The sequence below is a fragment of the Janibacter sp. CoH_79_TC_3 genome (genome assembly GCF_058197955.1).
Genome location: NZ_JBXWIV010000012.1, coordinates 38,178 through 52,445, shown reverse-complemented (window position 1 = coordinate 52,445; position 14,268 = coordinate 38,178). Strand labels below are relative to the sequence as shown.

Here is a 14,268-nt window from a genome sequence, read left to right as displayed (position 1 = left end):
TATGAAAAAAAGACTAGCAACATTTTTACTGACTGGCTTGATGCTTACTGGATGTCATAAAGTCATTGATACTCAAATAAGTAGTCCTCAAAAAGTAGTTTCAGCCGTAAAATCAGCTGTTGAAAAAGAATTTGAAGACCTGACAGTACAAGCCAATCAAGGCGATGCTGAGGCGCAATATAGCCTTGCAGTAATGTACGACGATGGCGAAGGTATACGCGAGGATAACGCTAAGGCCGTTGAGTGGTATACAAAATCTGCCAACCAAGGATATGATCTTGCTCAATATAACCTTGCAATAATGTACGACGATGGCGAAGGGGTAGCTCAGGATCGCTCTAAAGCTATTGAATGGTTCACAAAATCTGCTAACCAAGGCTACGCTAAAGCTCAACTCGAACTTAGTAAAACTTACTACAATTACGATGGCAAAGGTACAGATAAGGATTACGATAAACATATCGAGTGGCTTACAAAAACTGTTGACCAAGGGATTGGTCCCATGAAATTCATCAATGGCGTACCACATCGAAAGAGCGAGCGTGTGCTTCAAAATGATGCCAAAGTCGTTGAGGAGTGGCAGAAATTAGCTAACCAAGGCAATACTGAGGCTCAATTCAACATTGGTAACGCTTACTACAAGGGTAAAGGTGTACGTCAGGATTACCCCAAAGCTATCGGGTGGTATACAAAATCCGCTAACCAAGGATATGTTCCTGCCCAATACCAACTTGGAACAATTTATAGCTATGGCGAAGGTGCACCTCAGGATTATGCTAAAGCCGCTAAGTGGTATCTAAAAGCCGCCAATCAAGGAGATGCTAGATCTCAATATAACCTTGGTATGATGTATCTTAATGGCATAGGCGTACGTCGAAATACAGTTATAGCGAAAAAGTACTTCTCTAAGGCTTGTAACAATGGATATCAATTAGGTTGTAACAACTCAAATATAACAGACTAGGTATTTAGAAGCCTGTTTAATTCATAGTGTACGGTCTATATTCAGATTTACACTAACCAAACCCAATAGCTTGTAGGTACTGGAATTACTTAATTAGAGTCAGGCTAAAAAAGAAAAGGACTAAAACGCATTTAATCGATAGATCGAGTGCTTCTTTTAATCAAAAAACTAATAAGAATGAGAAGATGATTTTTTAACTATCATCTCTCTTTTTAACAGTATGCTTTCTGGTACTTAAAAATGTTAAAACGGCTATAACAACTGCAAGTACTGATGAAATAATATAATCTCTATCAGAGGGGTTCTTTTGAATGAATAGCATATAGAGAAGTACTACTGTACAAATTATAGTGAAAATAGATAGGATATCTTTCTTCATTTTGAAAATCCTCTGATGTTTAGACCTTAAAGAGTTTTATAGTATTTACTTGGCACACTTAAGAAGTCATGTGCTATGCGCGATTTCAAAGAGCTGCATAGCCAATCTATAGCCGTCGTTGGTTAACATGTATTTTGTTATGTACAGTTGCCGCCATCTTTATAACTAAACAAGACAGCCACAGGTATTATCGACCAGTGTTTGGTTCGCTGGTGAAGACTTGAATATTAGCCTCTGTGCTACATGGGCTAATAGATTAGCGTATTGAAATAATGTCAGTGTGCTTCGTAGTGTACATGCAGCTGGGTTTTCGCGAGTATTTCAAGTTACTTTTGATTTATCATAACGTCTGTTAAGCGAGGCTTATTTGTTTGTCAGATCACTGTATCCCATCAATAGCTTGTAGTGCTCAGCTGTTAGGATTTAACGCTAATGTGGTGCGCTTGGACAGTAGTTAATTGTTAAAAAGCATGTTAGGCGTTGATTATGATAGGTATATTGTCAGTCACAAATCCTATAATTCTAAAAAATAGAGTAAAAATGCAAAATTTGATCGAAGCAAAACAGTTAAGCTTAAATTTCCCTGATTCGCCTTTGCCATTGTTTTCAGGAATTGATCTATTCTTGACTGATGAATTACAAGCACTTATTGGCAGAAATGGAGTAGGAAAATCCTATTTAGCAGCAATACTAGCGGATAAATTAAAACCTAGTGAAGGAAGCGTACATCGCTTTTGCAATATAGGTTATGTGGCTCAAGGTGAGACAGTATTAACAGGAACAGCAGGTGATATTTTAGGTACAAGTCAGATACAGCAAATCAGCAACCGAGTCCTAGATGGTAAAGGCACACCAGAAGACTTTAGCTTTATGGATGATAAATGGAATTGGGAGGTTGAAACAGAAGCGTTTTTAGCAGAAGGGGAGCTAACACTAGATATACTTGATCGTCCGTTTAAGACGCTAAGCGGTGGCGAACAAACACGTCTAAAGCTATTGGCACTTAAAAAACAAGGTTGTGACTTTCTAATACTTGATGAGCCAAGCAATCATTTAGATCGTGATGGGCGTACGTGGCTTGCGCAGTGGCTAAAAAATTTTAGCGGTGGGGTTTTACTAGTAACGCATGACACTATCTTGCTAGAGCAAGTACAGATTGTTTATGAGCTAACTTCTACAGGGTTATCAGTTAGTCATGGTGGTTGGCATGATTGGTTACAAAGTCAGGAGCAATTGCTTTTGGGCGCTCAAAGAGAGGCAGCTCAAACAAAGAAAGAATTACAGCAAGCTAAACGTGATCAGCAAATTGCTCAAGAAAAGACAGAACAGCGTCAAAGTCGTGGCAAAAATCAGCGCAAAGATAGCAATCAAAGCAAAATTATTTTAGACCGTGAATTAGGACGATCTGAAGCTACACAATCACGCAAAGCTAAGCTTCATGATGATCGAACAAAAAATGCATCTGATCAAGCAGCCAGTGCTAAAGCTCAGCTAGAGATCATAGAACCGCTAGCAATTGTCACCGCGCCACCTGAAGCTGCTAGCAATCCTCTTTTGCATTTATCTAACATCATTCTACCGTTTGGTGCGACAACGCCTATTAGCCTAATTGTGAATAAAGGTGAGCGTATTGCTATCACTGGTAAAAACGGCAGCGGAAAATCTACACTATTAAAAGTAATATCAGGTCAGCTTAAGGCAAAGCAAGGTGAAATAGCAGTGACTGATTCCTATCGTTTAATGGATCAGCATTTCTCTTTTATTGATAAGGAGTTATCAGCACTAGATAATTTTCGTCAGCAATCATCTGGCTGGACAGAAGACTTGTATCGAACCCGATTAGCACAGCTTAGAATCAAAGGTAACGCTGCAATAAAACCAGTTCATACTCTAAGCGGTGGTGAGCAACTCAAAGTCGCTTTGGCGTGCTTATTTTGCGGTGCTACTGCGCCAGCATTATTACTATTAGATGAGCCAGACAATCACTTAGACATAGAATCAAAAAATTTGCTCCAGCAAGCATTAAACGATTACACAGGTGCTCTCATTTTAGTTTCTCACGACGAAAAATTTATAGAAGCTATTGGTAATATGGATTACATAAGATTAGAGAATACAGTTTAAGAAGGTATGCCTTATCGAAGCTAGGTCGAACATTGATTACTTTTTTAAGTGAATATGAATTATAGTAAACATTATTTCTATATTATTTAACAAAGGCTAGTTTTATTAAAAAGGTTTTTCTGAGTATGGCTCTATCACTCTTTGCTTTGGCATCCAATGCTACGGTCACAGTTGCTGATAATCGATTTTATAGCGATGTTGAAGTAGAGCATCCATTGTTTGCCAAAGGATCAGGTGGTACGCAGTGCAAAGGCTTACCTCGCGTTTGTACGCAAATGAGTAGCTGTGAACGAGCTAAGCAAGCGCTTAAATGCGGTAACAAAAGATTAGATCGTGATAAGGATGGTGTACCATGCGAATCAATATGCCCTAGGGGTTAATCATCGTAGTAGCATCTATTCTTGTTGTGGGCTGTAGATTAGACACTGCAGAGGATAATCTTTACGGTGCAGGCTATATGATTGTAAATGAGCATATATGGAGCGAAAATTATATGACTCCCTACCCATTTACAGTGTATAAAGGAGAGATTTCATGCGTATCTAACCCTGGCTTTGGTCGTGAGGTATATTTTGAGGCTGAAGGATACACCGATGAATCCTATATCGGTACGCCACTCAATAAATCATCGGTAGATGCTCTGAATCAAGCCAATATGAGCGCTAATGTGCTTTACAGTATCAAAGAAAATGCTGATTTAAGCGATGCCGTACAAATTGGATTGAAGGTTTGTGATGAGTACAAAGACTATCTTAAGAACCCTTGATTGATACTAAAAAACCACTCTGATTCCAACAACGGACGTATGTTAAACGATTGCTTGCCTAAGTAAATTACGTCGCGATATATTCAGGATAGTTCAAAACGACCTATTACGATAGGTTCAATAAAATATATTCAACTAACAAACACCTAGTTTGCATAATAATTAAAAAAATTATAAGGACAAATTTATGAGGTTGTTTAATAAAATTGCATTAGTTACAGGCTCGGCTCAAGGGATTGGTAAGGCAATCGCAGAGCTATATATCAAAGAAGGTGCAATAGTCATATTAAGTGATATCAATGATGAAAAAGGCAAACAAGCTTGTCATGATATTAATAGCAAGTTTCAAAAGTTGACAGGTATGAAACCAGCAGAATATATTCATCTCGATGTTGCAAATGAAAACGATTGGCAACACGCTAAGCAATATATTGAGAAAAATTATCAAGGTTTAGATATTTTAGTCAATAATGCAGGTATCACAGGGTTTATCGAAACGACGGGGGCTCATGACCCTGAAAATTTAGATATGGCAAGTTGGCACAAGGTACATCAAGTTAACCTTGACGGAGTAGCTTTAGGTTGTAAGACGGCTATAGCTTTAATGAAAAACCGTTCGGCGGATAAAAAAAGCACATCAAGTATCGTAAATGTATCTTCGCGTTCAGGTATGGTCGGTATCCCTTTAGCAGCAGCCTATGCGTCAAGTAAGGCTGGAGTAAGAAATCACAGCAAGTCAGTTGCGTTATATTGTGCCCAAAATGAATATAATATTCGCTGTAATTCTGTTCATCCAGCGGCTATTTATACGCCTATGTGGGATAACATGTTAGGTGAAGGTGACGAGCGTGATAAAGCTATTAAAGCAATTGCTAAGGATATCCCGTTAGGCTATATGGGAGATGTTATGGATGTCGCTTACGCTGCACTTTATTTAGCAAGTGACGAATCTAGATATGTGACTGGAACTGAATTAACTATTGACGGTGGTATTTTGGCAGGAAGTACCGCTTCACCTAGTAATTAAAGTATAGGCTACTGTATTGAGCTTTTCGGTAATTTCACAATTTGATAATCATAAACAATACAACGTGCCTCACAGGTAGTATCAGGATCGGCAGTTTGTAGCTGACTCAATACTGTCCAATTTATCCCGTCCTGTGATCGAAGTACCTGCTTATTTTTATTGGTAACAACGAAATCCTCTGATGAGGGTAATAATTTACTGATGTAATAATCGAATCTATTGTCATCCTTTGACAGCTTTTTAAATAACCAACTTTTATCACGATAGATATAAAGATAATCGTCAGTTTGTAATAATAGGGTGTCTGAATTGTGTTGTAGATTACGTGGACCAGCACCTAATAGATTTTCAGTTGATAGGTTTCGCCAACTGGCTAGGTTATCAGATGAATAAAGAGCCATAGCGTCACCCGTTAGTAAATACTCACCCTCAAAATAGTCAGCATCATAAAAAGCAGGTACATTTTTTATTCGCTGCTGTCGCCAGCGCTTACCATCATGACTGGTAGCCACTACTCCGAATTGACCAGTAGCGACAAACCCGCCATTTAAATAACGAATAGTGGTAAAAGGGTTACTACCTTGCGAATAAACCTTCTCCCAATTTACGCCATCTTTACTACGGACAACGACACCCAGCCTATTATTTTGTGGTACGCCTTCACCCGCACCATAAAACCAGCCATTAGCAAAGATTAAGCTTCTTCCTGACGCAGGTATCCATGAAGGAGTAAGTGTCTAGTCACGACCATTAGTTGAAATATAGGGTTGATAGCCAACTTCAGCAACTACTTTGGGAGAAGTCGTAGGTTTTACGAGAGATACAAACAAGCCATTGCCCTGTGCTATTAGACCTCCTGGAGCTTCAGGCATAAGCTGCCATACTACTCCTGTTTGACTAGTATCGGTATTAATAGGTTCTCCTGCACTGCTTAAAGTATTTTTACTAATAGCATTGATGCTATTTTTTTTAAACTCCGATTGCGATGTTGGGTTACTCGCACAGCCAACGATTACCGCACTGAGACTTATGGTAAGAATTAGATCGTTAATATTCATAAAAGCGCGTACTTTAAGCATGATCACATCCTATAATATTCATATTTGTTCCATGTCTTTAATATTGTTTAGATAATCATTCTATAGGCTTTTTCATATTCAAATAAGCCATAGTTCGATGCCTGTATAGCGCACCAAACATAGCTAGTTATACAATTCGGGAGGCAAATTCACTTAACATACATACTAGATTGTATGTTCCATAACTCCTTAAAAACACCATCTATAGTCTTTAAGTTTTCAGGAGAATCATCTTGAACCAAAACCCCTTTGTCTATCACTAAAACTCTATCAACGCCATTAATAGAGCCTAATCGATGGGTAATCATAAAACTTAGCTTCCCATTCGATAGTTCCTTAAAGTCAGCATAGAGCTTTACTTCCGATTTGGGGTCTATGGCTGATGTGGGTTCATCTAAAATAATCATTGAGCTGTTAGAATTTAAGCAACGTAAGATAGCGAGTTTTTGCCATTGACCACCTGAAAACTCAATACCTCCATATGATTTACCTATGAATGTATCTAAAGAACAGTTAGTAGGTAATCCCAGCTCGTCTCTTACTGTATTAGGGTCAGGTGCCGAGTTATTATTGAGTGTGATATTCTCATTGATGGTCAAATTAAACTTATAAGAATCTTGGAATACTGCCCCAATGCGTTTTCTTAACTCCAATACTTTGTATAAACGTATGTCATGACCGTTTATTAAGATTTGACCTTCAGTAACATCCCAAAACCGACAGATTAAATGAACGAGTGTTGATTTTCCTGCTCCATTATGACCCACAATAGCGATTGATTCACCGATCTTAGCAGAGAAATTTATGTTCTTGAGGATGTATTTTTCAGTATCAGGATATTTGAAACTCACATTAATGAATTGAATGCTTTCTATTCGCTGTATCACTAAGCTGCCATCTTTTATGTCATGTGAATAATCTAGAAAGGAAAAGTACTTTTTAAAGTAATCGAGTATTTCATACAGTATAGATCCATGCTGTATCAGTACCTCCATACGATTGTTTAACATAAATATTGACTGTAAAAGTATAACAATCGATGAAACTGTAATAGCAGAGGCTTTATTCTGTTCATACAATGAGAATAGAACCACACTAATGACTATAATCGTTATGAATTGGAAGGGTATGGGTTTTGTGAAAATACTAAATTGTGCTTTCTTTAGCTCGTTATAAACGTTTTGAAAGGCATTATTATACTTATCCGTTATCAATTCATAGGCTTCGAACAGATGAATATCTTTTTGAGCTTCTCTTGAAAAGGTTAAAGAAGAAAAGTAATCCATAAAACGGCTTTGCTTGCCTGTTTCCATTAAGGCTTGCCAACTGAACGAAGCCACTTTAAAGTTAATGTAAGATAAAGGAACAGAAGAGAGTAAAACTGCGAAGGGAATCCACCATTTGATAGAAAATAACAGAAAGGATAGGGCTGTGATAGTAACAGACTCTCTAATTATTGTGACTAAGATCACCGAGAAATTAGTTGGTCTAAATCTAGATTGGTTTTTTAGAACTGCTATATCGTCTTGAATCTCAACATCATCATAAGCGTGTAGACCATTAAACGATGCGTTTTTTTTCATGATCTGGGTTATAACCCTGTTTGTCACTAGCTGATTTATATGTGACTGGAGATAACTTATTAGAGGATCAAGTAAGGTCGGTGTAAGCATGCTTACGCCCCAAATTACTATCACAAAAATAATTGAGCTTTTAGCATTTGGATTCTCAAAAAGAGAGACAAGCTCACCAGTCGTATATACATTAAGCGCAGGCATTATCCCTACGACAAGCAAACATATAGCCATTGCTATATGATACTTAGCACATGCAGAAAAAACTTCCTTAATAGATCTAAAAAATAATATTATTTTTCTGCTCATAATTTGCATTCTTTAAATTTTAGTAGTCATACTAAAGACTTATTTTTTAAAATGTAATTGAAGTTACATTCACAAATATATTGGCACTACCACCTATGTACATAGCTTAAGATTCAAGTCCTCATTAGGGAACCATACAGGTGAAAGCGTCTGATTAGTTAACCGCAGGTATGTGCTAACTATAGCTTATTCACTTGTCCTAAGAACAATATGGCATTGGTTTTGTTGTCTTTAATCATAAATACGAAGGGGTGATTGGCATGAAATTCAGCGCTGTATGAAGCTGAGACGACTACTGGCACTATACTTGTAGCAGCTGCCGCAACAGTACCTTTTTCATCAACCTCAACCACCGCTTTATGAATAACTGAATCTACTGCTAAAGGTAACTTGTCATTAAACAAGCTAAAATCAGCTTTATTACTAAAAGCTATGGGCATGCCCATCTCAGTCAAAATCGATTCCATCTTATAGCTCTGTTCTAACTTGAACTTGGGCATATTCAAAAAAATCTCTTTGCTCTCTAATCGCTCAGTCCATTTATTAATCTGAGCGGTACTCAAGTTTGCAATCAGCTTTTGCATGGCAGCTGCTTCTTTTGACTTTGGTAAGACAACTAGCATCGATAGTTCATCGCCTTTGTAAGGCAGTTCTACCACTTGTACTCGCTCATCTTCCATGTAATCAAAGCTTTCTATGCTATACATAAAATTCGTATCAGTGGTTGTGCCATTGAGGTTATAAAAAGGTTGAGTGCTACCTCGTAGGCCTAGAGGTTGTGCCCATTCGCTCTTAAAATAAACGGCATTGGTTAATACAGCAGCTGTATCTGCTTTAATACTATCTTTTGCGAGCAGCTCAGGAATCATCTGCTTGGTATGTTTGGCAATGGTCTTATTGATGGTCTGACGGGAAGGTTCAGGACTGTTTTTAAAATCAAGAGTGGTGACTTTACCACCGTAATAGCGCTGCACCGTATCCAAATAAGTTTGATTGGGGCTCAAGCCTTGACGCATCCATAAGTCATTAACCGTGCTTAAGTCATAATTTGAATTGGGTTTATTAAATTGATTGTAGAGCGCGGCACTATTGGGATTAAGGATAGCTGGCGTTGGATAATGAAAGGTCTTTTGGATTTGCTGCTTTGTTTCACCCTCTGCTGCGGCATAGAGCATAGCCATGGCAGTGGACAAGCTATAGGGCGAGAAGAAGATGTTTTTATCTGATTGTGCAGGTTGCTTATTTATCTGCTGATACAGATCAATAGCGAATTGATTGTTGGCATTAACGACTTGCTTGATACCTTCAGGCGTTGAAGCAGAGTCGTCAGCAGCGATATAGTTCTTATCAGTCTTTGGGGTTGAAGGGTTCTCAGTCTTGCTAACTACAGGTTTTTCAGCTGCCGCTTTTATCAGTTGATTGTCAACCAAGCTATTATTACAACCAGCGATTGCCAGTAAACTGCCTAAAGCAAGCATACCCATGCTGAGCTTCATTATTGGCTTTTTATAAATGTATTGGTATTGGTTACAGTTTTTCACGGCGCTGTACCTCTTTATAATTCGGATGATGTCCTGATTATATACAAGGGTTTAGGCTGATTTAGTAAACATATGCTAATAAATTCTGAGGTAATATATGAATCAACCTAAGGTATTAGGAAGACTTACAAGTATGTGGATAGGGGAATAATTATGATTTAATGCAATCGTCAGGTAGTCTTAGCTACACAAAGTTTAATAATCAGTCTTTAATAGCTAGCTCATTTTAGACAATGATTAAAGGTTACTAAGCTTTATCGAGCTTCGGACAAGTGCATTTGAGGATAAGTATGTACGTATAAAGAATACGAAATTTTTTCATAACCTAAATAAACATTAATAAAATAATGCATTTCTTGCTCCGATAATACTGGGGAGACTGACAAGCGAAGTTTCTGCACCAAAGGTGGATGGAGAATAATTTAAATAAACTGTTCCACGATATGGGTTGCACTAATTTAATTGTGGACTGACTATAAGGATTAGCTTTATGTATAGAAATACACCTATGTTGAAAAGAATAGATTTATTAAATACTATCCCTCATGATTTTCCGTTTATGCACCTATATCCATTATGTTTCACAAAGAACATCACCGTCATTACTGGCGAAAACGGCGCTGGCAAATCGACTATTTTAGAGGCTCTAGCAGTCAAATTAGGTTGCCCTGCCGAAGGCGGTTCTATAAATTTTCATTATGAAACTGAGAATACACATCTGGATTATACTAAGCATCTGAGAATCTCAAAAAGCGGTAAAAAAATAGAAGATATTTTCTTCTACAGATCTGAAACTTATTATAATCTTCTCACTGAAATGAGAAGTCTTGACTCAGAATTAAGTTTTGACCCTAAGATAAATAGCTACTATGGAGGTAGAGACTTACATACAATCTCACATGGAGAGTCCATGAGAGCGTTATTCTTCAATCGTTTTAGAGGGGGAGGGCTTTACATACTCGATGAGCCTGAAGCATCATTATCAATTGCAAGTCAGATTGATTTTGTAGAACGAATTATACAGTTGGCAAAGGAAGGGGCGCAGTTTATCATTGCTACTCATTCTCCAGTTATTATGCTGATGCCTGATATTGACCTTATTCAAATAACAGAAAATAATTATAGGTACGTGGATTTTATAAATACTAATATCTACTACTTATATAAAGAAATATTAGAAAGTAAGGGCGAATTCATGAAAAATATAATAAACACGTAATTATCGATTTAAACTCACCACTTAATAATTAGAGAATGCGAACGGAGTACTAACCCTTGTTTTTAATCAGTCTAGCGGACTAGATACGAATAATACAAACCAGTACGTTAGTCAGGAACTGTTGGTATATAAAGTTTAATAAATATTCTCATTCGAGCATATTAATAACGAACCACAAAATCTCGTGGAGAGAATTTATTACAAATAGTGAATAACAGTAAAACCCCAATAATCATTCCAATCCACGCTCCCGTTAAATCACTTGAAGCATCAATCAAAATACCTGCCATGAATGGGAATGCTGAAGCAATTAAGTATCCGCCACCTTGCACAAAAGCTAATAAAGTCACGGCTTGCTTGGCGTTAGAGGCGTAATCAAGCGCTATGATTAAAGATAAAGGAAATAACGCACCAATCCCTAACCCTAAAATTATAACGGTTAAAAATGCAAGCTTTGAGGGAATATAGATAAGCAATATTAAACCAACTAATATGAGCGATAGAGTGACAAATAATGGCTTTCGGCGATCGTTGAATTTTTTGATAAATATAGAAATTAAGATGCCAGAAACTACTTCTGCCACCGTTAAAATACTTAGTAAAGCACCAGAAGCATCTCTACTCCACCCAAGCTGGGTGTAGTTTAATGGCAACCAAGCTAGAACCAATGTGTATGCGCCTGTTCCTATACCAAAGAAAAGCATTAACAGCCATGCATTTTTAGATTTTATAGGTAGAGGTAAATAGCCGTTTCTACTGCTCTTGATATGTGGCATACCAGAGGAAAACATTATAATTGCCAATATGGCAGGGATAGCCATAATCGATAAAGCGATATTCCATCCAAATGCTCCTTCTAAAGGAGAGGTTGTAGCAGCTGAAATCGCAGCCCCAGCCATAATGCCTGTTGTAAACAACCCCATAAAAACGCTAGCATTGTCTGGCGTAATTCTTTTTAAATAGGCGGGCATCAGAGTTTGGATGATTGCTATACCAATGCCTCCAATGAGAGACGTCATCAGTAGAAGTAATGTAGAGTCAGCAAAAAATCGGTAGCCACAAGAAAGTGCTATCGCCAATAATCCAACTAATATACCTATATACTCGCTTACTCTAGATTGAATTCTGGGACCTAAAAGTGCAAAGCAGCCCATCATTGCAACTGGTAAAGTAGTCAATAATCCAGCAGTTTGATTATTTATTCCTATATCGTTTGCTAACACGGGTACGATTGGAGATATCGAGGCCATAATAGGCCTAAGATTAAGACCTACGATTATTGTTATGGTGGCTAGTATCCATTGGTTATAACTAAACTTACTCATTTTCTACCTCGCACTCTTGTTTATGTATCTTTTTTAGTTATGAGTCGATGCATTATCACGATTTCAATTGGTTATCTTTTGCAGTAGTACCAAGCAATAATCAAATATACGCTAGCATTTTAGATCTAAAAAATCGCAAAGTTTAATGGCTCTGCCTACTGTATATATCCGAGAAAATCTGACTTTAGGATGTCCGGGCATACTGACATTAGCATCAAGGCATTGTTACTACAGTCCAAACACTTTGATACGTTCACTGGCTGACTGATAGTTTTTTTCGCCAGCTGGCTCAACGATGTTACCAAATGGCATTTGAGCAACCAGTTCCCACTGCTTAGGAATTGAAAAAGCTGATGCAATATCATTATTGATTAGTGGATTATAATGCTGAAGATTTGAACCAATATTTAAAGCACTTAATTCTAGCCACACAGCATATTGATGCATTGCTGAGGTTTGCTGTGCCCAAATAGGAAATCTATCAGCATATAATTCAAACTTATCTTGCAGCGATTGTATGATTTCCTGATCTTCGTAAAACATAACTGTACCCACAGCCGCACGAAAACCATCCATTTTTTGTTTACTACCTGAAAAGTCGTTACTACCAACCGCCTTACGTAAATGGGTTTCAGTGATATCCCATAGCTGCTTATGCTGCTTACCAAACAACACTACCAGACGTGTCGTCTGTGAGTTGAAGGCTGAAGGGGTATTTAGTATTGTGCGCTCAGCAATATCAATAATTTCTTGTGGTTTTACTGGTAAGTTGCCACCTAAAGCATAAATGGACCGACGTTTAGTGAAGGCTTGTTGTAGGTTGGCTGAATTGGATTGCGGCATATTTTTATCCTTTTAAATATTTTTAAATAGAATGTTATTTATATCGTGTGATTAATGTTTGTCAGGCTTATTGAATAAACTTACAAAGGAAATCAAACTTCTTAAATTCAGGTCTTATCAGGCACTTTAAGTCTTTGTTCCGATCGTGCCATCATTTTCATGCCACCCCATGTGACAAGTGCCACACCGAGTGCAATCAAAGATGCGCCTAGAATGAGTCCGTCCGGTGGAGATTCACCTTGTAAAAAAACAGCGACAGGCACACCTACAATTGCTCCAACAGATCCTAGTAAGCTTAGTAAAACCGGGCCACCCGTTTTTTGAAGTAGAAACAATAATTGAAACTGACCGGCGAATATGAAGGCCTGTAAGGTAATTAAACCAAGTGGCAGGAAACCTCCCAGTGGAACAGTAAGTGAGAAGTCCGGTAGGAGGCTTGTTGCGCCAAGTAAGACGACAGCCGCAATAAGCATGCCTGGAGCAAGCGCATTGGGAGACGCTCCTTTCGGCCAACGCAATGTACGATAGAGATTACCAATAGCGAGCAAAACAGGGCCACAGAGTGCTATCAAAATCCAAAACACACTGGCATCTGGTGCAGAAAATTTACGGGCAGCTAGTATACCTGCACCGGCAAGTGCAGCTGCAACCCCAAGAGCTCGAACTGTCTGAAATCGCTCCATCCCTAACGCTAGTGCCCCAAGATAGGTGAGAAGTGGTGGTAAGGAGATAATTAGGGCTACAAAACCGGCACCGACATGGGGAATAGCGGAGAAGAAAAGTAAGTTAGAGCCTGCAACGCTGACCAAAGCAGAGATAAAATAATATTCAAAGCTGCGTTTATTGAGGGGTGGAAGTTCATGGCGTAGTAACGCAATAACTAACAAGATTGTAGCAGCACCAGCAATTGACCAAAATAAAAAAGCAAGCGGAGATAAACCGATTTCCCCCGCATATTTTGCCACATTGGTAGAGATACCAAGTAACGCGCCTCCAACCAGAAGACAAATTAAAGGAACTAGCCATACACTTTTACAAGGAGAGCCATTTCGCTCTGTAAATTTAGTCATATAATATCCTAGCGGTCGAAAATGACCTTGATATCAGAATATCATTTA

13 protein-coding genes are annotated in these 14,268 nt (G+C 38.2%); 6 read left to right on the top strand and 7 right to left on the bottom strand.

Features of this window, described 5'->3' with window-relative positions; genetic code table 11:
- The first annotated feature begins 1 nt into the window (after nt 1).
- The 5 genes from AC2FA3_RS10700 (at nt 2) to AC2FA3_RS10680 (ending at nt 5,260) form a co-directional block, all read left to right on the top strand.
- Nucleotides 2-964 carry a tetratricopeptide repeat protein gene (locus tag AC2FA3_RS10700; RefSeq protein WP_490509552.1) on the top strand — a complete coding sequence of 321 codons (963 nt, stop codon included), beginning with the start codon at nt 2-4 and terminating at the stop codon, nt 962-964.
- A 919-nt stretch (nt 965-1,883) separates the two neighbouring features.
- Entirely contained in the window at nt 1,884-3,467 is a 1,584-nt protein-coding gene (locus AC2FA3_RS10695) for an ABC-F family ATP-binding cassette domain-containing protein (protein WP_490509551.1), read from the top strand.
- 125 nt (nt 3,468-3,592) lie between these two features.
- Nucleotides 3,593-3,847, top strand: a complete 255-nt coding sequence (locus tag AC2FA3_RS10690) for an excalibur calcium-binding domain-containing protein (protein ID WP_490509550.1) — start codon at nt 3,593-3,595, stop codon at nt 3,845-3,847.
- A 113-nt stretch (nt 3,848-3,960) separates the two neighbouring features.
- The gene (locus AC2FA3_RS10685; protein ID WP_490509549.1) at nt 3,961-4,233 is read left to right on the top strand and encodes a hypothetical protein; all 273 of its coding nucleotides are present in this window, start codon (nt 3,961-3,963) and stop codon (nt 4,231-4,233) included.
- 187 nt (nt 4,234-4,420) lie between these two features.
- Nucleotides 4,421-5,260 carry an SDR family oxidoreductase gene (locus AC2FA3_RS10680; RefSeq protein ID WP_490509548.1) on the top strand — a complete coding sequence of 280 codons (840 nt, stop codon included), beginning with the start codon at nt 4,421-4,423 and terminating at the stop codon, nt 5,258-5,260.
- 8 nt (nt 5,261-5,268) lie between these two features.
- Here the strand turns inward: AC2FA3_RS10680 and AC2FA3_RS10675 are convergent, their stop codons facing one another.
- The 4 genes from AC2FA3_RS10675 to AC2FA3_RS10660 all read right to left on the bottom strand — a co-directional run bounded on the left by AC2FA3_RS10675 (nt 5,269) and on the right by AC2FA3_RS10660 (nt 9,706).
- Nucleotides 5,269-5,772 carry a hypothetical protein gene (locus tag AC2FA3_RS10675; protein ID WP_490509547.1) on the bottom strand — a complete coding sequence of 168 codons (504 nt, stop codon included), beginning with the start codon at nt 5,770-5,772 and terminating at the stop codon, nt 5,269-5,271.
- Between the two features lie 225 nt (nt 5,773-5,997).
- Nucleotides 5,998-6,339, bottom strand: a complete 342-nt coding sequence (locus AC2FA3_RS10670) for a hypothetical protein (RefSeq protein ID WP_490509546.1) — start codon at nt 6,337-6,339, stop codon at nt 5,998-6,000.
- A 149-nt stretch (nt 6,340-6,488) separates the two neighbouring features.
- A complete protein-coding gene (locus AC2FA3_RS10665) occupies nt 6,489-8,222 on the bottom strand; it encodes an ABC transporter ATP-binding protein (protein ID WP_490509545.1) in 1,734 nt (577 codons plus the stop codon).
- 179 nt (nt 8,223-8,401) lie between these two features.
- Entirely contained in the window at nt 8,402-9,706 is a 1,305-nt protein-coding gene (locus AC2FA3_RS10660) for a serpin family protein (RefSeq protein WP_490509544.1), read from the bottom strand.
- A gap of 547 nt (nt 9,707-10,253) precedes the next feature.
- On the opposite strand from AC2FA3_RS10660, the gene AC2FA3_RS10655 reads away from it, so the two are divergent.
- On the top strand, nt 10,254-10,982 hold the full coding sequence (locus tag AC2FA3_RS10655; protein ID WP_490509543.1) for an AAA family ATPase: 729 nt from the start codon (nt 10,254-10,256) through the stop codon (nt 10,980-10,982).
- A 161-nt stretch (nt 10,983-11,143) separates the two neighbouring features.
- On the opposite strand, the gene AC2FA3_RS10650 is transcribed toward AC2FA3_RS10655, so the two are convergent.
- The 3 genes from AC2FA3_RS10650 to AC2FA3_RS10640 form a co-directional block, all read right to left on the bottom strand.
- Nucleotides 11,144-12,232, bottom strand: a complete 1,089-nt coding sequence (locus AC2FA3_RS10650) for an MFS transporter (protein ID WP_490509542.1) — start codon at nt 12,230-12,232, stop codon at nt 11,144-11,146.
- A 303-nt stretch (nt 12,233-12,535) separates the two neighbouring features.
- Nucleotides 12,536-13,150, bottom strand: coding sequence for a nitroreductase family protein (locus AC2FA3_RS10645; RefSeq protein ID WP_490509541.1), 615 nt, complete (start codon nt 13,148-13,150; stop codon nt 12,536-12,538).
- Between the two features lie 107 nt (nt 13,151-13,257).
- On the bottom strand, nt 13,258-14,220 hold the full coding sequence (locus AC2FA3_RS10640; protein ID WP_490509540.1) for a DMT family transporter: 963 nt from the start codon (nt 14,218-14,220) through the stop codon (nt 13,258-13,260).
- Nucleotides 14,221-14,268 lie beyond the last annotated feature (48 nt).

What these genes read in the sequence shown, in the direction of transcription:
- AC2FA3_RS10700 (WP_490509552.1), top strand. Translation starts at nt 2, where the DNA reads ATGAAAAAAAGACTAGCAACATTTTTACTGACTGGCTTGATGCTTACT.
- AC2FA3_RS10695 (WP_490509551.1), top strand. Translation starts at nt 1,884, where the DNA reads ATGCAAAATTTGATCGAAGCAAAACAGTTAAGCTTAAATTTCCCTGAT.
- AC2FA3_RS10690 (WP_490509550.1), top strand. Translation starts at nt 3,593, where the DNA reads ATGGCTCTATCACTCTTTGCTTTGGCATCCAATGCTACGGTCACAGTT.
- AC2FA3_RS10685 (WP_490509549.1), top strand. Translation starts at nt 3,961, where the DNA reads ATGACTCCCTACCCATTTACAGTGTATAAAGGAGAGATTTCATGCGTA.
- AC2FA3_RS10680 (WP_490509548.1), top strand. Translation starts at nt 4,421, where the DNA reads ATGAGGTTGTTTAATAAAATTGCATTAGTTACAGGCTCGGCTCAAGGG.
- AC2FA3_RS10670 (WP_490509546.1), bottom strand. Translation starts at nt 6,339, where the DNA reads ATGCTTAAAGTACGCGCTTTTATGAATATTAACGATCTAATTCTTACC.
- AC2FA3_RS10665 (WP_490509545.1), bottom strand. Translation starts at nt 8,222, where the DNA reads ATGAGCAGAAAAATAATATTATTTTTTAGATCTATTAAGGAAGTTTTT.
- AC2FA3_RS10660 (WP_490509544.1), bottom strand. Translation starts at nt 9,706, where the DNA reads ATGGGTATGCTTGCTTTAGGCAGTTTACTGGCAATCGCTGGTTGTAAT.
- AC2FA3_RS10655 (WP_490509543.1), top strand. Translation starts at nt 10,254, where the DNA reads ATGTATAGAAATACACCTATGTTGAAAAGAATAGATTTATTAAATACT.
- AC2FA3_RS10650 (WP_490509542.1), bottom strand. Translation starts at nt 12,232, where the DNA reads ATGGCCTCGATATCTCCAATCGTACCCGTGTTAGCAAACGATATAGGA.
- AC2FA3_RS10645 (WP_490509541.1), bottom strand. Translation starts at nt 13,150, where the DNA reads ATGCCGCAATCCAATTCAGCCAACCTACAACAAGCCTTCACTAAACGT.
- AC2FA3_RS10640 (WP_490509540.1), bottom strand. Translation starts at nt 14,220, where the DNA reads ATGACTAAATTTACAGAGCGAAATGGCTCTCCTTGTAAAAGTGTATGG.